This window comes from uncultured Granulicatella sp. (assembly GCF_963528195.1).
Classification (GTDB): Bacteria; Bacillota; Bacilli; order Lactobacillales; family Aerococcaceae; genus Granulicatella.
Window position 1 is genome coordinate 39,747 of sequence record NZ_CAURVN010000007.1, and the last position, 19,788, is coordinate 59,534.

Consider the following 19,788-nt stretch of genomic DNA (forward strand, 5'->3'; position numbering starts at 1 on the left):
GAGCAAGAAGGCGCTCCGAAGCAATGATTTGCTTCCAGGAACACTTTTTGCTCAATTTTTTATTTAAAGGAGTGAGTAAATGGCGATTGTATTAGATGGTAAAAGTTTAGCCTTAAAAATTCGTCAAGAATTGAAACAAAAAGTAGAAGAACAGGCAGTAAAACCCGGTTTAGTCGTATTATTAGTAGGAGAAGATCCTGCTAGTCAAATTTATGTACGAAATAAAGAACGTGCTGCAAATGAAGCGGGATTTCATTCGGTTGTTGAAAGATTACCTGAGACTACTACTCAAGAAGAGTTATTAGAAAAAATTAAAACACTAAATGAAGATGATGCTATTCATGGAATTTTAGTTCAATTACCATTACCAAAACAGATTGATAGCCAGACTGTATTAGAAGCCATTATTCCCGAAAAAGATGTAGACGGCTTCCATCCTGTAAATTTAGGAAAATTACTTCAAAAAGATGAAAGTATTGTCCCATGTACGCCAAAAGGAATCATTCGATTATTAGAAGAGTATGAAATTGACCTTACTGGAAAAGAAATGGTTATAATTGGGCAAAGTACGATTGTTGGTCGTCCAATGGCTTTATTAGGCTTAAATCGTGGGGCAACGGTAACTGTTTGTCATAGTCGAACAAAAGATTTAGAGAAACAAATTACTCGTGCAGATATTATTATTAGTGCGGTTGGAAAACCAAATTTAGTTTTGAGAGAACATGTAAAAAAAGGTGCTGTCATCATTGATGTAGGTATTAATCGATTAGAATCTGGAAAAATCGTTGGAGATGTGGATTTTGATGGCGTTAAAGATCAAGTAAGTGCCATTACTCCAGTACCAGGTGGAGTTGGTCCAATGACCATTGCGATGTTATTAGAGCAGACGTATCTTAATGCATGTAAGAGGGAAAACATTTATGAGTGAAGAATATGTAACAGTCTCTGCATTAACAAAATATATAAAATATAAGTTTGATAAAGATCCTCATCTGGGAAGAGTATATCTAACTGGGGAAATTTCAAATTTCCGTTTACGTCCGACTCACCAGTATTTTAGTTTAAAAGATGAAAATGCAATAATTTCTGCAACGATGTTCCAATCTGCCTTTAAAAAAATTCAATTCCGTCCTGAAGAAGGGATGAAAGTATTAGTGATTGGTAAAGTTTCTGTTTTTGAAAAATCAGGACAGTACCAAATTAATATTGAACATATGGAACCGGATGGAGTTGGGGCTCTTTATTTAGCTTATGAACAATTGAAAAAGAAATTAGAAGCTGAAGGTTTATTTTCTCTTCCTAAAAAGCAAATTCCTCAATTCCCTAAAAAAATTGCGATTTTAACTAGTGAATCAGGTGCGGTTATTCAAGATATTCAAACAACAGCGGCTCGAAGATTTCCTATTGTTCAATTAGTCTTATATCCAACCGTTGTACAAGGAGTTCATGCAGTTAATAGTATTTTGAAAAATTTAGACTTAGTAGAACAAGAAGATTATGATGTTGTCATTATTGGACGTGGTGGTGGATCGATTGAGGACTTGTGGGCATTTAATGAGGAACCTGTTGTAAGAAGAGTCGCTGAGTTGTCGATTCCAGTTATTTCAAGTGTAGGGCATGAAACAGATACGACATTAATTGATTTTGTATCTGATATGAGAGCTGCCACTCCAACAGCTGCTGCAGAAATTGCAACGCCTGTTTTAATGGAAATTCATCAACAATTGAGAAATTTGCAAACACGTCTGGAACAAGCATTATCTCGACAATTACAAATCAAACGAGAAAGAATGCAAGCATTAGCGAATGCAAGTATTTTCCAAAATCCAGAAAGGATTTACCAAATCTATCAACAGCGAGTGGATCAATTAGAAATGCGATTGCAGCAAATGATGCAACAAAGTGTTCAGCACAAACGTCAACAATTATTAAAAAATCAACATCGTTTAGAATTAGGTTCTCCAAGTAGAAGAGTGCAAACGGAAAAACAGGCACTCCAATATTTAGCAAAAAGATTAGAACAAGCACAAGGTCAATTGATGAAAGATAAAAAACAACAATTCCAAAGAGCGATTCAACAATTAGACTTATTAAGTCCATTAAAAATTATGAATCGTGGGTATGGGATTTTGCAACAAGAAGAAACGATTATTAAAAGTGTTGACCAGTTAGAAGTAAATCAAGAATTAACAATTCAATTAGTCGATGGAACAGTTCGTTCTAAAGTGACTTCTGTAGAGAAAGGAAATCAATTATGGTAAAGAAAGAGAAAAAATTTGAAGAAGCAATGAGTGAATTAGAACAAATTGTACAGCAATTGGAAAGAGGAGATGTTCCTTTGGACGAAGCCATTGCTAAATTTCAAGAAGGAATGGCTTTAAGTCAATATTGTAATGAAACATTAACAAAAGCAGAAGAAACAGTCAGCAAAATGATTGTTGTAAAAGAAGATTAGTGGAGTAACTCATGAGTGAAATGATTTCATATTGGCAACAAGAAATAGAGAACTATTTATTAACTCGAATAGATAAAATTCCAAATATTTCAACAAGATTGAAAGAAGCTATGCTATATGCTTGTAGTAGTGGAGGAAAGAGAATTCGTCCATTATTAGTACTGTTAATGAGTCATTTAGAAGAAGTGGAACTTCAAAAAGTGTTACCGGTAGCAGCTTCTTTAGAAATGATTCATACGTATTCATTAATTCATGATGACTTACCAGGAATGGATAATGATGATTATCGTCGTGGCAAGTTAACACTTCATAAGCAATTTGATGAAGCAACTGCTATTTTAGCAGGAGATGCTTTACTAACACTTGCATTTGAAGAATTAGCTCAATGTCAATTATCGGATGCAAAAAAAGTTCGTGCCATTCAAGTATTAGGCTCAGCTTCTGGAGCTAGTGGTATGATAACAGGTCAAATGAGAGATATTGCAAGTGAACATCAAGAAATTAGATTAGAGCAACTTAAACAAATTCATGCAGATAAAACAGGACAATTATTATTAGCAGCGATTCGTTTAGGATTACTCGTATTAGAGGATGCGACACCTTATGAAGAAGCTCTTTTAAAATTTGGCGTGCATTTTGGCTTAGCTTTTCAAATTCAAAATGACTTACAAGATGTTTGCTGGGATTCTAAAAAGACAGGTAAAATTACTGGACAAGATGCAGCATTAGAAAAAAATACGTATCCTAGCATTTTAGGAATTGATGGAGCAAAACTTGCCTTAGAACAAGAAATTAACCAGGCAAAACAAGCGATTCTATCTATTCCAAATGAAATAATGGTTCAAAGACAAGTACAAGAAATATTTATAAAAATTCTCTCATATGTAGAGATTTAAAGGAGAAAGAATGGAAAAAGAACGAGTAGACCTTCTAGTCGTACAACAAGGATTGACAGATTCTAGGGAAAAAGCGAAACGACTTGTCATGGCAGGACAAATTGTCGATGCTGTGAAACATATTCGCTATGATAAACCTGGCGAAAAAATTCCGATTACAACTGAACTTTATATTAAAGGAGAAACACTTCGCTACGTTTCAAGAGGTGGATTGAAATTAGAAAAAGCACTCGCAACTTTTGATGTAAGTGTAGAAGGTAAAATCTTATTAGATATTGGCGCTTCAACAGGAGGCTTCACAGATGCAGCTCTACAACATGGTGCTGTATTAAGCTATGCATTAGATGTTGGATATAATCAATTAGATTATAAATTAAGACAAGATGAACGAGTAGAAGTTATGGAAAGAGTGAATTTCCGATTTAGTAAGCCTGAAGATTTTACAAAAGGAAAACCTCAAGTGGCATCGATTGATGTTTCATTTATTTCATTAAAATTAATTTTACCACCATTAAAAGATATTTTAGAGATGGATGGGGACGTTCTTGTACTGATTAAACCACAGTTTGAAGCTGGAAGAGAACGTATTGGAAAAAAAGGGATTGTTAGTGATCCAAAAGTTCATCAAGATGTATTAGAAGAAATTTTAGAATATTGCGAACAAATTGGTTTTTCTGTTCAACAACTTACTTTCTCTCCAATTACGGGAGGAAGTGGCAATATCGAGTTTTTAGCACATCTACAATTACATGAATCCGTTACTTCTTCATATGATTGGAAGACTGGTATTCAAGCAGTTGTGAAAGAAGCTCATCAACAATTAAAAAATCTAAAATAGAGGTGGAACGATGATTCAAGAATTGTTTATTAAAAATTTTGCAATTATTGAAGAAGTTCGCTGTCAATTTGAAAAAGGCATGACGGTATTAACTGGGGAAACAGGTGCTGGTAAATCAATTATTATTGATGCAGTCGGATTACTCGCTGGAGAACGTGCTAGTTTAGAAATGATTCGATATGGCAGTGAAAAAGCGACAATTCAAGCAGTTTTTACCATTGATTCAGAAGAGACAAAAAGAAACATCGAAGCATTAGGCATTGAAATTGAAAATGATGAAATTATGATTCAACGTGAATTATATCAAACAGGTAAATCGACTTGTCGCATTAATGGACAAATGGTTACAGTTTCATTATTAAAACAAGTTGGTCCTTATTTGATTGATATTCATGGGCAAAATGAACATTTCTTATTATTAAACGAAGAGCATCATTTAAGTCTTTTAGATGCCTATGCTGGACAAAAATTGCAACCGTTAAAAGATGACTATCGTCAGTATTATGACCATTTTTGTAGTATTCAAGAGCAACTACGAAAATTACAAACTGCTGAAAAAGAAGATGCACAAAAAATTGATTTATTAAAATTCCAAGTAGAAGAAATTGAATTATCAAATATTTATATTGGAGAAGAGGAAGAATTAGTTCAAGAAAAAGAATATTTTACTCATTTTCAAAAAATTCAAGAACATTTAATGTCTGCTTTATCTATGTTACAAACAGAAGAATATTCTGCAGTAGATGCCATTAGTCAAGCTTCTCAAGAAATAGGATTTTTACAAGGAATTGGCGAAAATTACCAACAATTGTATCAGCAATTACAAGAATCTTATTATCAATTACAAGATGCCGTTTCTCACATGAGTCATGAATTAGATCATGCAGAATATGATGAAGAACGATTAGCTTATATTGAAGAACGTTTAGATGTTTATTATCAGTTAAAACGGAAGTATGGAGATAATGCAGAAGAAATATTAGAGTTCCAAGCACAAGCACAGGCTCAATTAAATCAAATTGAAAATAAAGAAAGTATTATCGAAACTTTAATTCAAGAAAAAGCACAAATCGAACAAAAAGCAAAACAAGTGGCACTGGAATTGACAAAACAAAGACAAGAAATCGCACTTGAATTAGCGGAAAAAATAGAAACACAGTTACATGAATTGTATATGGAACAAGCTATTTTTGAAATTCGTGTCCTACCAAGTGAACAACTACTTGAAACAGGGATGGATGAAGTATACTTCTATATTTCAACAAACAAAGGTGAACCTGTTAAACCATTACAAAAGATTGTATCTGGTGGGGAATTATCTAGAATTACACTTGCTATGAAAACAATTTTCGTGCGTAAGCATGGAGTGGGAACAATCGTATTTGATGAGGTAGATACAGGTGTTAGCGGACGAGTGGCTCAAGCCATTGCGAATAAAATGCATTATATTTCTGAATTTACTCAAGTATTATGTATTACTCATTTACCACAGGTGGCAAGTATTGCGGGAATTCATATTTTTATTGAAAAAATGGAAAAGGATGAGCGTACACGCACAACTCTCACAATATTAGAAGAAGACAAACGTATCGAAGAAATTGGTCGTATGTTGTCAGGAGAAGAGATGACAGCATTAACGAAGCAACATGCAGCAGAATTGATAGTATTATCTCAAAAAATTCGTCAACAAAATAAAGTTCAAAAGAAACAGGTGATTGCAAATGACTAAAATTTTTGCACATAGAGGAAGTAGAGGAACTCATCCAGAAAATACATTAGCTGCTTTTCAAGAGGCAGTACGTGTACATAGTGATGGGATTGAATTAGATGTTCATGTTTCAAAAGATGGAGAATTAGTCGTAATTCATGACGAAACAGTGGATCGTACAACGAATGGTAGTGGTTTAATTCAAGATTTAACAGTAGAAGAAATTCAAGCATTAGATGCAGGAAGTTGGTTTCATGAATCATTTACTGGAGAAAAAATTCCGACATTAGAAGAAGTTTTCCAGTTGTTAAAGGAATTGAATTTCGAAGGTGAATTAAATATTGAATTAAAAACGGATCAAATTGAATATGCAGGAATTGTTGAAAAATGTGTGGCATTACAAGAAAGATTGCAACCAAATTTTGCGATTATTTATTCTAGTTTTAATCCGAGAAGCATTATTCAAATGAAACAATTAAGACCGAATCAAGAAATTGCCTTTTTATATGAAACGGTAGAAATGGCAAATTATGTATTTGAAGAAGTGAAGTTTGAAGCTGTTCATCCTGACTATCGCTTATTAAAAGAAGCTTTTGAGATTCATTCACAATATCCAAAACGTGTATGGACAGTCAATCAAGAAGAAGAGATGAACCATTGTTTTGAGCTTCTTGTAGAAGCGATTTTTACAGATTATCCACAAAAAGCACTAGAGCTTCGTTCAGAAATAAAGGAGTAATATGGTAGACAAACAAAAAATCATTGTTATTGTTGGCCCAACTGGTGTTGGGAAAACTGCTCTTAGTATCGAATTAGCACAACAATTAAATGGAGAAATCATTAATGGGGATTCGATGCAAGTTTATAAAACATTGGATATAGGAACAGCTAAAGTGACTCCTGAAGAAACACGAGGGATTCCTCATTACTTATTAGACATCTGTGATGTGAAAGAAGAGTATACTGCTAATGATTTCAAACAAATGGCAAGAGAAGCGATTCAAGACATTGCAAGTCGTGGGAAAATTCCAATTATTGTTGGAGGAACTGGACTTTATATTGAAGGTTTATTATTTGATTTTCATTTTAGTGGTGAAGATTCTAACGATCCAATTTATCGACTAGAAAAGGAAAAAGAGTTGGAAGAAATTGGTCCTCAGGCTATGTGGGAGCAATTAAAAGCAGTCGATCCGGTCAGTGCTGAAACTATTCATCCGAATAATACAAGAAGGGTCATTCGAGCACTAGAGGTCACTCATGCAAGTGGAAAACCATTTTCAGCTAATGACCAACAACAAAAAGAAGCTATTTTTGATGCCTATATTATCGGATTATCAACGGATAGAGCAGTCCTTTATGAAAGAATTGATACAAGAGTAGAAATGATGATGCAAAATGGTTTAGAAGAAGAAGCTAGACAATTATACGATGCTGTAAAAGGATTAGATGTTCAATCGATTCGAGGAATTGGGTATAAAGAATGGGTGGATTATTTTGAGGGGCAATTATCAAAAGAAGCTACCATTCAAAAAATTCAACAAAACTCTAGACGATATGCCAAACGTCAATTAACATGGTTTAGAAACCGATTCGAAGCTGTACATTGGTATGATTTAGTAGAAAATCCTAATACAATATCTCAAGTTGTTTTAGATTGTCAGCAGTTTTTACTGGGAAGTGAATAAATGGAAAACACAAAAGAAAGAGTCATGATTGTTGCTGTTCAAACAACACAATCTGATGAGCAATTTCAATATGCTTTAGAAGAGATGAAGCAATTAGTGGATACCGCTCAAGGAGAAGTTGTCGTTACTGTTACTCAAAAAAGAGAAACTTATAGTGGTCGTACAATGATTGGAAAAGGGAAAGTAGAAGAAATTAGTCATTTAGTCGATGAACTAGAAATTGATTTAATTGTTTTCTACCAATCTCTAACAGGTTCTCAAACGAAAAATCTAAATGAAACGATTAATGCACGTATTATTGACCGTGTTCAATTGATTTTAGATATTTTTGCGATGCGTGCTCGTTCAAAAGAAGGAAAACTTCAAGTACAATTGGCTCAATTAAATTATTTATTACCACGTTTGTCAGGACAAGGTACAGCCTTATCGAGACAAGGTGGGGGAATTGGGACAAGAGGACCAGGGGAAACACAATTAGAAACAGATAAACGACACATTCGTAAACAAATTTCAGATATTGAAGCACAATTAGAACAGACAAAACTACATCGTCAACGTTCAAGAATGAAGAGAAATCGTTCGAATGGTTTTAGAATGGGATTAATTGGCTATACAAATGCTGGAAAATCAACAATTCTAAACCAATTAACAGATGCTGGAACGTATCAAATGGATCAATTGTTTGCAACTTTAGATCCATTAACAAGAAAAGTTGATTTAGCCGATCACTATGATGTGACATTAACGGATACAGTTGGATTTATTCAAGATTTACCAACGACTTTAATTCACGCATTCGAGTCAACTTTAGAAGAGAGTGCGGATGTTGATTTATTAGTGCATGTAGTTGATGCATCATCTCCGAATTTCTTAATGCATGAAAAAACGGTTCATGATTTAGTTGAGGATTTAGAGATGGAAACTATTCCAATGGTGACGATTTATAATAAATCTGACTTAATCGTTGGAGAATTTCAACCAAATGCTTATCCTTCGTTAGTGATATCCGCTGAAAATTCTAGTGATATTGAACGATTGAGAGAATTTCTTGGAGCTCAAATGAAAGCAGAAATGGACCATTATGAGGAATGGGTAGAAGTTTACGAAGCGCAAAAACTCTCACAACTCCAACAAAATACATTAGTAGAAATTTTGGAGTTTAATGAAGAGAAAAACCAATACTATGTAAAAGGCTATCGTAAAAAAGGAATGTAATATTATTTAAACTGCTCTTAAGGCATTTAAAGTAAAAAGAAACTTTTCTAAAAGTAGCCAGGACGGCAGCAGCCCTGCGGTCTCATGCCTAAATTTTGAGCCAAGGTCTCAAAATTTCCTGTAAAATTATCTTGAGAAGCTAATTTTACTTCGGCTATGGGGTTATAGAATTGGTAATTATCGATTTATCGTACAAATTGTAGACACTGAATTAGTCGTTGCTACTCTAGAAGTTGGTCATCGGAGAGATAATTATTGAATTAAAGCTGAGTAATAATAGGATAGAAAGTAAGGAGAGTAAAAATTTGAAGAAAAAATGGTTTTTTGCAGATTATTATGACACAACAATTATTTTACTAGCTTTAATCTCTGTTATTCTGGTATTACTTGGATTTGCTGATATAATTGATTTGGACAATCCGCCTTATAGTATTATTGATTTAGTAATCTGGGCTGTTTTTGTAATTGATTATAGTTGGCGCTTTTTTACGACTAAAAGAAAATGGAGTTTTATTCTAGAAAATATTTTTGATTTATTGGCTATTCTCCCTTTAAATGCTATTTTTACAGTATTTCGGTTAGGGCGTATCTTCCGCTTAGCAAGGCTGACAAAATTACTGAAACTGACTCGTTTACTTAGAATAATTGGACTTACAGGTAAATTAGAAAGAAAAATTAGTAGATTCTTACGGACAAATGGCCTGATTTATATCTTGTATGTTAATATCTTTATCGTGCTAGTAGGAAGTTCAATTTTATCTGTAGTTGAAGAAAAATCCTTTTCAGATAGTCTTTGGTGGGCTCTTGTGACAGTAACCACTGTTGGTTATGGTGATATTGTTCCAGTTTCCCTTTTTGGGAAATGGATAGCTGTTTTATTAATGTTGGTAGGGATTGGTACAATAGGAATGTTAACAAGTGCCTTGACAAACTTTTTTGTAAAAGATAATCCAGATGAACAGATAAAACTTGATAAACTCCAAGACGAATTGTCTAGTCAAAGATTATTACTAGAGAAACAATCTGAGAAGATAGATGAACTAAATAGAATGATACAAGAATTGCTTGAAAAAATATAATAAAGGTGAGACAAAACACATAATATAGTTAACTGTAGTGGGTTGAAGAAAAGCTAAAATCGAGAAAGGACAAATTTCGTCCTTTCTTTTTTGATATTCAAAGTGATAAAAATCCTTTTTTTGAAGTTTTCAAAGTTCCGAAATACAAAGGCATTTCGTTTGATAAGCTTGATGAGATTATTCGTGCTTCTAATTTTCATTGGAATAGGGTAGTTGAAGGGCGTTGGCGGTTTTCTCTTTGTCCTTTAGAAAGGTTTTAAAGACAGTTTGAAAAAGTGGTAAATATTTTCCTATGTATATTCATCAAAATAAGTTCCTTTTGGAAAATAGTCTCGAACCTTTTGTAATACCTAATTCAATTTCAATACGATCAGATAACGTTAAATGTTAATGTTTCATCGTTCCATACCATCATTTGTCTCATACTTAATTCTAACATAAATTTTAGTCCCAGATTAACTTCTATTTTTGATACTTAACTAGAAGTTACTTTAAAACTTTTCGTAAATTAAATTATAAATATTTTTAAGGATAATACATTTGTACGGTTGCTTAGATACGATTTCATTATTCTTGTAGGATAAAAAAGTGAAGTAATAGAAAAGACTTGTTATTGTAGCAGTAGTAATATTAGCCATTTTGGCTAATATTACAGGGAAACTTTGAGACCAAGGCTCAAAGTTTAGACATGAGACTCGCAAAGCAAAGCTGCTGTCGACCTTGCTACAATATGTAAAATTCTTTTCTATTGCTTTACGTGTCAGAATACGCCCCTATTATAAAATCGTTTGTAATGTTTAATCAAACCTTTTATAATAGGGGAGATAGAGAAATGAGAAGGAGCCGAAGGGCATGTATTCAATCGAACAATTTAAAGAAAAAATAGTAAAAGAATTTCAAATACAATTTAAAAATGAAAACTATCTAAAAGAAGCATTAACTCATTCATCCTATGCAAATGAACATAAAGAGTGCAAAGGAATTTATAATGAGCGTATCGAGTTTTTAGGTGATGCCGTTTTAGAATTATTTATTTCTAATTGGTTATACCGACAAATGCCAACGAAAAAAGAAGGCGAGTTAACAAAATTAAGAGCGCAAATCGTTTGTGAAGAAAGTTTGTCGACACTTGCAAAAGAGTGTGAGTTAGATAAATATCTTTTATTAGGAAAGGGAGAACGTGCTTCAAAAGGACATGAAAATCCAGCAGTTCTCTGCGACGTATTTGAAGCTTTTGTGGGTGCTATTTATTTAGACCAAGGTTTTGAAGGTGCTAGTCAGTTTCTAACACAAGTCATTATTTCGAAAATAAAAGATGGAAGATTTACTTTAGTTGGTGATTTTAAAACAGAATTACAAGAATATTTCCAAAGAAATGGGAATGTGAACATTCGTTATGAATTACTAAAAGAAGAGGGGCCTTCTCATGCACGTTATTATACCGTACAAGTTCATGTGAATGATAAAGGCTATGAAATTGGTGAAGGCAAGACGAAGAAAGCAGCAGAACAATTATCTGCTAGAAGAACATTAGAAAAATTAAACGTTATTTCTTAAAGTAAGGAGTCAAGGATGCAGTTAGAAAAAATTGAAATGTCTGGATTTAAGTCATTTGCGGATAAAACCGTTATCGAATTTGATAAAGGTGTTACAGCTGTTGTAGGTCCAAACGGAAGTGGAAAATCTAATTTGTCAGAAGCAATTAAATGGGTTTTAGGAGAACAATCTGCCAAAAGTTTACGTGGTAAAAAAATGGATGATGTTATTTTTGCAGGTTCTCAAACTCGTAAACCCGTGAATATTGCTGAAGTAAATTTGCATATTAACAATGAAGATGGAAAATTGGCAATTGAGCATTCTCAAGTTGTATTAACTCGTCGATTGAACCGTAATGGGGATAGTGACTTCTTTATTAATAAGAAAGCTTGTCGACTAAAAGATATTACAAGTTTAATGATGGATTCTGGTTTAGGAAAGGATTCCTTTGCCCTAATTTCTCAAGGGAAAGTCGAACAAATTTTCAATGATAAACCTGAAGATCGTCGTATGATTATTGAAGAAGCTGCAGGGGTATTAAAATATAAAGACCGTAAAACTCAAGCGCAAAGAAAATTAGATCAAACACAAGAACATTTAAATCGTGTAGAAGATATTTTACATGAAATTAAAAGTCAATTAACGCCTTTATTAGAACAAAAGGAAAAAGCGATTGTTTATTTATCTAAAAAAGAAGAATTACAAGGTATCGAAACAGCCTTATTAGCCGTTGAAATTGAAACTTTAAATACTCAGTGGACAGTCGCTAAAAGAGAAGTAGCTCAGTTACAAGAAACTGTAACGAAAACAGAACAAAAATTAGTAGAGCTAGAACAGAATGTGTTTGATCAACAAGAATTACTTGCTGTAAAAAATACTGAGTTAGATGATAAACAATTGTTATATGTTGATGCGATTCAAAAAATGGAACAATTAGATGGTGAACGTAAAGTTTATCAACAAAGACAAGAGTTTGCGAATCGTACCAATGAAGAAAACCAATTAGCTTTAGTGGAAGTCATTCGTCAATTAGAATCAACAGAACAAACTGTGGCTGAATTAGAGCGAGCAGTTGCCATTAAAGAACTAGAACTGAACGAAATTGAATCAATTTGGTCTAAATTAGTAGAAGAATTAGAACAATTAAGTCAAGGTAATGAAGAGCGACAAAAGCAATTACAAAGTGACTATATCGAACAATTACAAGAAATTTCAAAATTAACGAACCAAGAAAAACACTTGGAACGTTCGATGGAACAAAATCAAAATCAACATGATAAATTACTAGAAAAACAAGAATTATTTGAAGAACAATCAAAGCAATTAGATCAAAAGATTGCTCAGTTAGTAGAAAAAGAAGAAAATCTAGCTCAACAGACTAATGCTAAACAAGAAGACTTAAATAATTATCGTCAACAAGCAGACAGTTTACGTCAAGAACGTCAAACGATGCAAGAACAAAAACAAAAGATTGAACGACAATTACAACAAACACAAGCCAACTATCATAGTTTGAAACAAGTTTCGGAAGATTATGCTGGTTACTATCAAGGGGTTCGTGAAATCTTAAAACAAAAGAAACAAATCGCAGGTGTCATTGGTTCAGTTGCTGAATTAATTCGAGTAGATGATGAGGTTACATTAGCCATCGATATTGCTTTAGGTGCAAGTAGTCAACATGTTGTAGTAGAGCACGAACAAGCTGCTGCAAAAGCAATTGACTATTTAAAAATGAACCGTTTAGGACGAGCAACTTTCTTACCATTAACGATTATTAAAGAGAAAAGAATGCCAGATGCCGTTCAACAACAATTATTCTCTTTACAAGGCTATGTTGGAATTGCTAGTGACTTAGTACATGTGGAAAAAACGTATCAATCCATTGTTCGAAATATTTTAGGAACAACTGTCGTTGCCAAAACACTGGATGATGCTATGAAAATTGCTAAAGTATTGCAATACCGTTATCGTATTGTTTCTTTAGAGGGAGATGTTGTCAATGCTGGTGGTTCGATGACCGGTGGAGCTTCTAAAAACCATCAACAACAATCTCTTGTAAAACGAAATAGTCAATTAGAAACGTTAGAACAACAATTGAAACAGTTGAAAGAATATGAGAATCAAGTTTCAGAAAAATGGAATCAGTTGGAAACGAAATGGAACGAGATTGTTCAAAAAGGAACAGCGATTCAAGAAGAAGAAACAATTTTAAAACAACAATTACAAGAAGTACGCTTAGAATTACAATTCTCAAAAGATGAATTTAATAAAATCAGTCGTCAAACATTAAGTCAACAATATGAATTAGATGAATCGATTGAACAATATGAACAATTAGAACAGCAATATGTGGAAACTCATGAAGCGTTAAGAAGGATTACAAAAGAGAATCAAGCGGTTAAAAAAGAATTGGATTATTTACAATTATCTCAAGAAGACCGTACGCAACAGCTTCAAGAAAAACAACAAGAATTACAAGAAGTGGGGACACAAAAAGCTCGTATTCAAGAGCAAGTCCAACATCAAAAGAAAGAATTCAAACAAGAAAAACTGTCATTAAAACGTTTAGAAGAACAAGTTCATTTACTGGAATCGAAAAAAGATGAACAGAAGGACTTAAAAGAGAAAAATGAAGCAGATTACAACCAAACTGTAAAAGATTACGAAGCGATTAAAGAAACTGTTACAGCATTAGAAACAGACTTAGATAGACTAAAAGAAGAAAGAATTCAATTAGAAGTATTGAATAAGCAAACGGAAGTCAGTCGTAATCAAGCGCAACATCAATTACAAGAGTATTTGAAACAACAATCAAAAGTTGAAACAAAAGCCAATCGATTTGAATTAGCAATTGACCAAAAACTGCAATATTTAAGTGAAGAATATGAATTAACATTTGAAGCAGCAATCGAAAAAACAGAATTAACAATGTCAATTGAAGATGCTTCAAAAGCCGTTCGTAGTTTAAAACAACAAATCGAACAAATGGGTGCAGTTAATTTAATGGCGATTGAAGAATACGATAAAGTTCAAGAAAGATTTGAATTTTTAACAATCCAACAGCAAGATTTATTAGATGCGAAGAAAAATCTAGAAGACACGATTACAGAAATGGACACAGAAGTGACGAGTCGATTCAAACAAACTTTCGATGCTATTTCAAGTCAATTCCAACAAACATTCCCTCGATTATTTGGAGGAGGACGTGCTTCGTTAGAATTAACAGATCCTACGAATTTATTAGAAACAGGAATTGAGATTATTGCTCAACCACCTGGTAAGAAACTTCAGTCGTTAAGTCTATTATCAGGGGGAGAACGTGCCTTTACAGCCATTGCATTATTATTTGCCATTTTAGAAGTGAAGCCAGTGCCATTCTGCTTACTAGACGAAGTAGAAGCAGCCTTGGATGAAGCAAATGTTGCAAGATATGGTCGTTACCTGAAAGAATTTACTAAAAATACACAGTTCATTGTTATTACTCATAGAAGAGGAACAATGGAAGAAGCAGATGTATTATATGGGGTAACAATGCAAGAATCTGGAGTTTCAAAACTAGCGTCAGTAAAATTCGAAGACTTTGATGGGTTGGAGTAGAAAGTCTTATTTAAAAAGGTGGTGAGATGATGGGATATGAGGAACCTAATGTAAATTTACAAGGTTTAAAAATGTATAGAAACTTAAAAAGTGCATTTGATAGGGATTTAGCATGGTATTTAAGAAATCCGAGAAATTATGGCTCTTTAAGTTTTCAACTCCCAAAGGATGGAAATGTATCCATGGATGCTCTAGATTTAAGAAATTTTACTTGTACTTGTAAAGATTATAGCCAAAATCAATACTGTGCACATAAGGTTGCTTTTGAATTGTATTTTAGTAGCTTGTCACCAGACGTACAATATCGCATAAAAAATTCTCAAGTTAGATCATTTGCAATGGAATTATTAAATGAGATTCCATTTCTAGAGGCTCTTGAAGAAGAACATGAAGTAAAAGAATATTCTTTAGGAGCGCAATTAGATGTCAGTGGAGAATATTTATTATGGACTTTGAAAGTAAAACCCAAAGATGCTGATCGGTTTTACATTGTCAAAGATATTTCACGGTTTATTTTAGCGATATATAATAGTTATCCTTATAGTATGTCTACAAAATATAATCGTGAAATTATGACCATAGAATCATTTAATGAAAGTGAACAAGCTTGTATTCGTTTTTTATATAGAAATTTCTTTGATTCGGATATAGATTTTGAATATGAATCCTATGGTAAGAATGGTGCACGTTATTTACAAATGTCTCCTGGGTATCTGTCGGAAGCTTGTCAGTTATTTCAAGAATTAGAGGAATTTAGATTTGTAAATGATGAAATAGAATATCCAAATTTCTTTATGGATGAAATACCGTTTAAACCAGTGAAAACAAATTTTGTTGTTCGAAAAACAAATCAAAATTATGTATTCGATTATATAGGAGGATTTGGGAGAATTCTTTTTACAGATTTTTTAATTAGAGAAAACCATATTTATCGTATCCAAAAAGAATACAGATATTTTCTAATGAAATTACAACAATGGATTAGGTTATACACTAATCGTTTTGAGTTGAGTTTTTCTCATTATCAAAAGGAAGAAATGGTTCGTTTCTCTGATACACTATCAAAATTTGCAAATGTGCAATTATTAGAGGAGTTACAATCTCATCCATTTGTCCCATCCTTCTATTTTTCAAAGGATAGAAGTTTAATCAAAGTTGAGATGAAATGGCATTTTGAAAAGGATACGATTTCTTCAAAGGATGAATTAGTCAATCTTCCTTATGCTCATGATGAAAAATTAGCGAAAAAAATTCGCTACCAATTATATTGTTCAGGATTTCAAGAAGGATTTAGCAGTAGCGCATCCATAGAATTGGCTCAATTTTTCTTAAATGATTTACCAAAGTTTCAGAAATTAGGAGAGATAGAGTTATCAGAGGAATTACAAAAACTCTATATTGAAGATTCAGGGTCTATCAATATCATTGAACAAGATGGCTATCTTTCTGTAAAATTTGATTTTTCAATGCTTTCTGAAAAAGAAGTTGGAGAAGCTTTAAAAGCATTATGGAGTCAAGAGTCCCATTATCAAACAAAAACAGGTCAAGTCATTGTTTTTAATGATGAAAGTCTGAAAGTTGCTAAAGGATTACAAGATATTCGTGCGAAGTTTTCAAAAGATACGTTTAAAGTTCATAAATCTCAAGTATTTGTTTTAGCGGACAGTGTGAAAAATTCTGATACGGTACATTTTTCGAAAGAATTTAAACAAATGGCTTATTACCTTGCAAATCCAAATCGATTTGATGCTCCTCCTTATGAAGTGAATGCACAATTACGTTCGTATCAAAAGGAAGGCGTACAATGGATGAGTATGTTACAATTTCATCATTTTGGTGGAATTTTAGCAGACGATATGGGGTTAGGGAAGACGCTTCAAACGATTACTTTCCTAAATGCTCATTTAAAGGAAAATGAACGAGTATTAATTTTAGCGCCATCTAGTTTATTATATAATTGGAAAGAAGAGTTTCGTAAATTTACACCAGATGTAGATGTTGAAGTTGTTTATGGAAATGCTAAAAGTCGATTGCTTCAAATAGAAAAACAAGCAACGATTACTATTACTAGTTATTCTTCGTTTAGATCGGATGTAGTAGAATATCAAAAATATCATTATTGTTACTTAATTTTAGATGAAGCTCAAATGGTGAAAAATAGCCAAACGAAAATTGCACACGCATTGAGAGAGTTTGATGTTGCAACTTGCTTTGCATTATCCGGAACCCCAATCGAAAACCGATTAGAAGAAATTTGGTCGATTTTCCAATTTGTTCTTCCAGGATTATTACCAAGTAAAAAAGAATTTAGCAAGTTAACACCAGAAATGGTCGCAAAATTAATTCAACCATTTATCTTAAGAAGAAAAAAAGAAGAAGTTGTTTTAGAATTACCACCATTAAATGAACATTTATATAGTAATGAATTAACTTCTCCTCAAAAATCACTGTATATCGCTCAAGTTCAACGAATGCAGGATATTGTAGAATCTCATTCAGATGATGAATTACAAAAGAGAAAGATAGAATTATTGGCGGGATTAACACGATTACGTCAAATTTGTAATACACCATCCTTATTCCTTGATGACTACTCAGGAGAAAGTGGAAAAATGGATAGTTTAATTGAATTGCTTACAACACTTCGTGAAAAAGGTGCTCGTCCATTAATTTTCTCACAATTTACAAAGATGTTAGAATTAATTGAGAAGGAATTAGAAAAACAAGGCCTTACTTATTTTAAATTAACAGGTCAAACACCATCAGATGAACGTCAAGAAATGGTGAATGCCTTTAATGCAGGTGAAAAGGATTGTTTCTTAATCTCACTAAAAGCTGGGGGAACTGGTTTGAATTTAACGGGTGCAGATACCGTTATTTTATGTGATTTATGGTGGAATCCTTCAGTAGAAATGCAAGCTATTGGACGAAGCCATCGTATTGGACAAACAAAACAAGTAGATGTTTATCGTTTAGTAACTCTTGGTACAATTGAAGAAAAAATTCAACAATTACAAGAGAATAAAAAAGAATTAGTGAATACTGTTTTAGAAGGACAAGAAAGTAAGAATAATTTAACAGTGGAAGATATTAAAGAAATTCTTGGAGTTCATTTAAGTGAATAAGAAATGAAGTAGTTTAGAGAAAGCCTTTTGATGAAGGTTTTTTCTTTTTGTGAAAGAGTGGTTAGAAGGCGATACTACTTCATTTGTTTTTTGATAAAGAAGTTGAGATTATTCTAAATGTGTTGCATAACGCAATACATATGGTATAATGAGTGTAATCATATAAGAGGAGAAATATGTATGAAAACAGCTAGTGTAAATGTTAGAATTCAAGAAAATATTAAAGAACAAGCAGAAAAAATTTTATCACAGATTGGTCTTTCTCGAGCGGTAGCGATTGATTTATTCTATCGACAAATTATTATGAATAATGGAATTCCATTTTCCTTAACCGTTCCTCAGAAGCAACTTCCTATCCGTGAAACAATGACAGAAGAAGAATTTCAAACAATGATGAATACTGGAATGCAACAGGTAAATAATAATGAGTCACAAGATATGGATTTTGTTTTTAATGAGTTAATGAAAGGATTATAAAATGGTTGAGTACAGCATTAAGATAACACCTCAAGCATTTGATCACTTACAGGAAATTAGAAAATATATCGAATGTGAGTTGAATGCTCCAGCTGCAGCAAAAAAATTGTTGCTTTTATTTAAACATAAGATGAATCAACTTGCCTTAATGCCACAAAGTTATCGTACCATAGATGAAGAACCATGGGGAAGTCAAGGAGTTAGAAAAATCTCAGTTAAGAATTATTATATGTATTATTGGATAGATGAAGAGAATAGAGTGGTTCATATTTTAGCAGTGATTTACAATAAAAGAAATCAGAATCAACAATTATTAAATTTAATGGAGCGTGAATCATGAAGAAAAAAGTTTTAATTACGGGTGTTTGTGGAACTATTGGGGAAGCATTAGTAAATTATTTTATAGAAAATGATGCAGTAGTTTATGGTGTTGATTATCAAGAAACACAGTTAGCAATTATGAGTAAAAGGATCGATTCATCAGTATTTTATCCAGTACCAATGGATTTTACTTCGCAAGATTGTTTGAAATATATTGAAGCAATTCGACCAGATATTTTAATTCATGGAGCATCATTAAAAATGACAAATTTTTGTGAAGACTTTGCTGAGTATTATTATTCAAAAAATGTTTTGCAAACAAAAGTGTTTTTAGATTCAGTATTACCTTTTGTAAAGGAAAGAGTGGTATTTATCTCAAGTGATGAAGCATATAAACCACATAATCAGTTTGGTAAACAAAAATTAGAAGTAGAACAATATTTACAGAATTTAAATGAGAAGCATCAAGAATGTTTGATTCAATCGTTACGATTTCCATTTGTAATTGAAAGTAATGGTTCAGTCTATCATGTGTTTGATAAACTCTCGAAAGAAAATAAACCTCTTCCTTTAACAGATGAGAGAATTACAAAACTCGCAACAAGGAAAGAAGAATTTATTCGAGGGTGGGATGATTTTTACAATCAAGTTCTAAAAACAGGAGTTTATACATTATCAATTGGAAAAGAACTGAGTATTAAAGCATTAGCAGAAGAGCTAATTGAGAAAAATCATTCGAAGAGTAAAATAGAAATTATCGGATTAACTGGAGACGATACTTTAGGAGATCCAATGATGGACTTTAATCATTTTAAACCAATTACAGATTTTGTCAGTGAAGTTTTTGAATAAGCAT

17 protein-coding genes and 1 pseudogene are annotated in these 19,788 nt (G+C 32.7%); 17 read left to right on the forward strand and 1 reads right to left on the reverse strand.

Annotated elements, in window-relative coordinates:
- The first annotated feature begins 79 nt into the window (after nt 1-79).
- From folD to RWR88_RS03620, 11 genes are all read left to right on the forward strand, one after another.
- Nucleotides 80-928: a bifunctional methylenetetrahydrofolate dehydrogenase/methenyltetrahydrofolate cyclohydrolase FolD gene (gene folD / locus RWR88_RS03570; RefSeq protein ID WP_314450702.1), complete on the forward strand. Its 849-nt coding sequence runs from the start codon at nt 80-82 to the stop codon at nt 926-928.
- The gene (xseA, locus tag RWR88_RS03575; protein ID WP_314450703.1) at nt 921-2,261 is read left to right on the forward strand and encodes an exodeoxyribonuclease VII large subunit; all 1,341 of its coding nucleotides are present in this window, start codon (nt 921-923) and stop codon (nt 2,259-2,261) included. Before folD ends, xseA begins: the two co-directional genes overlap by 8 nt.
- Nucleotides 2,255-2,455 (forward strand): exodeoxyribonuclease VII small subunit, encoded by a 201-nt coding sequence (locus RWR88_RS03580; protein WP_006702549.1) that lies wholly within the window; start codon nt 2,255-2,257, stop codon nt 2,453-2,455. The genes xseA and RWR88_RS03580 overlap by 7 nt, the downstream gene beginning before the upstream one ends.
- Nucleotides 2,456-2,466: 11 nt before the next feature.
- A complete protein-coding gene (locus tag RWR88_RS03585; RefSeq protein ID WP_314450704.1) occupies nt 2,467-3,351 on the forward strand; it encodes a farnesyl diphosphate synthase in 885 nt (294 codons plus the stop codon).
- Nucleotides 3,352-3,361: 10 nt separating this feature from the next.
- The gene (locus RWR88_RS03590; RefSeq protein WP_314450705.1) at nt 3,362-4,189 is read left to right on the forward strand and encodes a TlyA family RNA methyltransferase; all 828 of its coding nucleotides are present in this window, start codon (nt 3,362-3,364) and stop codon (nt 4,187-4,189) included.
- A gap of 10 nt (nt 4,190-4,199) precedes the next feature.
- Nucleotides 4,200-5,918 (forward strand): DNA repair protein RecN, encoded by a 1,719-nt coding sequence (gene recN, locus RWR88_RS03595; protein WP_314450706.1) that lies wholly within the window; start codon nt 4,200-4,202, stop codon nt 5,916-5,918.
- Nucleotides 5,911-6,636 carry a glycerophosphodiester phosphodiesterase gene (locus RWR88_RS03600; protein WP_314450707.1) on the forward strand — a complete coding sequence of 242 codons (726 nt, stop codon included), beginning with the start codon at nt 5,911-5,913 and terminating at the stop codon, nt 6,634-6,636. Before recN ends, RWR88_RS03600 begins: the two co-directional genes overlap by 8 nt.
- 1 nt (nt 6,637) lies before the next feature.
- On the forward strand, nt 6,638-7,582 hold the full coding sequence (gene miaA, locus RWR88_RS03605) for a tRNA (adenosine(37)-N6)-dimethylallyltransferase MiaA (protein ID WP_314450708.1): 945 nt from the start codon (nt 6,638-6,640) through the stop codon (nt 7,580-7,582).
- Nucleotides 7,583-8,797, forward strand: coding sequence for a GTPase HflX (hflX, locus tag RWR88_RS03610; protein ID WP_314450709.1), 1,215 nt, complete (start codon nt 7,583-7,585; stop codon nt 8,795-8,797).
- Between the two features lie 142 nt (nt 8,798-8,939).
- On the forward strand, nt 8,940-9,056 hold the full coding sequence (locus RWR88_RS03615) for a type II toxin-antitoxin system RelE/ParE family toxin (protein ID WP_314450730.1): 117 nt from the start codon (nt 8,940-8,942) through the stop codon (nt 9,054-9,056).
- A 46-nt stretch (nt 9,057-9,102) separates the two neighbouring features.
- On the forward strand, nt 9,103-9,876 hold the full coding sequence (locus RWR88_RS03620; RefSeq protein ID WP_314450710.1) for an ion channel: 774 nt from the start codon (nt 9,103-9,105) through the stop codon (nt 9,874-9,876).
- A 53-nt stretch (nt 9,877-9,929) separates the two neighbouring features.
- On the opposite strand, the pseudogene RWR88_RS03625 reads toward RWR88_RS03620, so the two are convergent.
- Nucleotides 9,930-10,155 (reverse strand): annotated as a pseudogene (locus RWR88_RS03625) (transposase); the annotation flags it as partial.
- Nucleotides 10,156-10,728: 573 nt separating this feature from the next.
- Here RWR88_RS03625 and rnc point away from each other — a divergent pair.
- The 6 genes from rnc to RWR88_RS03655 all read left to right on the forward strand — a co-directional run bounded on the left by rnc (nt 10,729) and on the right by RWR88_RS03655 (nt 19,784).
- Nucleotides 10,729-11,433: a ribonuclease III gene (rnc, locus tag RWR88_RS03630; protein ID WP_314349113.1), complete on the forward strand. Its 705-nt coding sequence runs from the start codon at nt 10,729-10,731 to the stop codon at nt 11,431-11,433.
- A 15-nt stretch (nt 11,434-11,448) separates the two neighbouring features.
- The gene (gene smc, locus RWR88_RS03635; protein ID WP_314450711.1) at nt 11,449-15,009 is read left to right on the forward strand and encodes a chromosome segregation protein SMC; all 3,561 of its coding nucleotides are present in this window, start codon (nt 11,449-11,451) and stop codon (nt 15,007-15,009) included.
- Between the two features lie 26 nt (nt 15,010-15,035).
- Nucleotides 15,036-18,134, forward strand: a complete 3,099-nt coding sequence (locus RWR88_RS03640; protein WP_314450712.1) for a DEAD/DEAH box helicase — start codon at nt 15,036-15,038, stop codon at nt 18,132-18,134.
- 180 nt (nt 18,135-18,314) lie between these two features.
- Nucleotides 18,315-18,611 (forward strand): type II toxin-antitoxin system RelB/DinJ family antitoxin, encoded by a 297-nt coding sequence (locus RWR88_RS03645; RefSeq protein ID WP_314450713.1) that lies wholly within the window; start codon nt 18,315-18,317, stop codon nt 18,609-18,611.
- A gap of 1 nt (nt 18,612) precedes the next feature.
- On the forward strand, nt 18,613-18,951 hold the full coding sequence (locus RWR88_RS03650) for a type II toxin-antitoxin system RelE/ParE family toxin (RefSeq protein ID WP_314450714.1): 339 nt from the start codon (nt 18,613-18,615) through the stop codon (nt 18,949-18,951).
- Nucleotides 18,948-19,784, forward strand: coding sequence for an SDR family NAD(P)-dependent oxidoreductase (locus RWR88_RS03655; protein WP_314450715.1), 837 nt, complete (start codon nt 18,948-18,950; stop codon nt 19,782-19,784). The genes RWR88_RS03650 and RWR88_RS03655 overlap by 4 nt, the downstream gene beginning before the upstream one ends.
- Nucleotides 19,785-19,788 lie beyond the last annotated feature (4 nt).

Excerpts from the sequence above, each read along its gene's own strand:
- folD (WP_314450702.1), top strand. The coding sequence starts at position 80 with ATGGCGATTGTATTAGATGGTAAAAGTTTAGCCTTAAAAATTCGTCAA.
- xseA (WP_314450703.1), top strand. The coding sequence starts at position 921 with ATGAGTGAAGAATATGTAACAGTCTCTGCATTAACAAAATATATAAAA.
- RWR88_RS03580 (WP_006702549.1), top strand. The coding sequence starts at position 2,255 with ATGGTAAAGAAAGAGAAAAAATTTGAAGAAGCAATGAGTGAATTAGAA.
- RWR88_RS03585 (WP_314450704.1), top strand. The coding sequence starts at position 2,467 with ATGAGTGAAATGATTTCATATTGGCAACAAGAAATAGAGAACTATTTA.
- RWR88_RS03590 (WP_314450705.1), top strand. The coding sequence starts at position 3,362 with ATGGAAAAAGAACGAGTAGACCTTCTAGTCGTACAACAAGGATTGACA.
- recN (WP_314450706.1), top strand. The coding sequence starts at position 4,200 with ATGATTCAAGAATTGTTTATTAAAAATTTTGCAATTATTGAAGAAGTT.
- RWR88_RS03600 (WP_314450707.1), top strand. The coding sequence starts at position 5,911 with ATGACTAAAATTTTTGCACATAGAGGAAGTAGAGGAACTCATCCAGAA.
- miaA (WP_314450708.1), top strand. The coding sequence starts at position 6,638 with ATGGTAGACAAACAAAAAATCATTGTTATTGTTGGCCCAACTGGTGTT.
- hflX (WP_314450709.1), top strand. The coding sequence starts at position 7,583 with ATGGAAAACACAAAAGAAAGAGTCATGATTGTTGCTGTTCAAACAACA.
- rnc (WP_314349113.1), top strand. The coding sequence starts at position 10,729 with ATGTATTCAATCGAACAATTTAAAGAAAAAATAGTAAAAGAATTTCAA.
- smc (WP_314450711.1), top strand. The coding sequence starts at position 11,449 with ATGCAGTTAGAAAAAATTGAAATGTCTGGATTTAAGTCATTTGCGGAT.
- RWR88_RS03640 (WP_314450712.1), top strand. The coding sequence starts at position 15,036 with ATGATGGGATATGAGGAACCTAATGTAAATTTACAAGGTTTAAAAATG.
- RWR88_RS03645 (WP_314450713.1), top strand. The coding sequence starts at position 18,315 with ATGAAAACAGCTAGTGTAAATGTTAGAATTCAAGAAAATATTAAAGAA.
- RWR88_RS03650 (WP_314450714.1), top strand. The coding sequence starts at position 18,613 with ATGGTTGAGTACAGCATTAAGATAACACCTCAAGCATTTGATCACTTA.
- RWR88_RS03655 (WP_314450715.1), top strand. The coding sequence starts at position 18,948 with ATGAAGAAAAAAGTTTTAATTACGGGTGTTTGTGGAACTATTGGGGAA.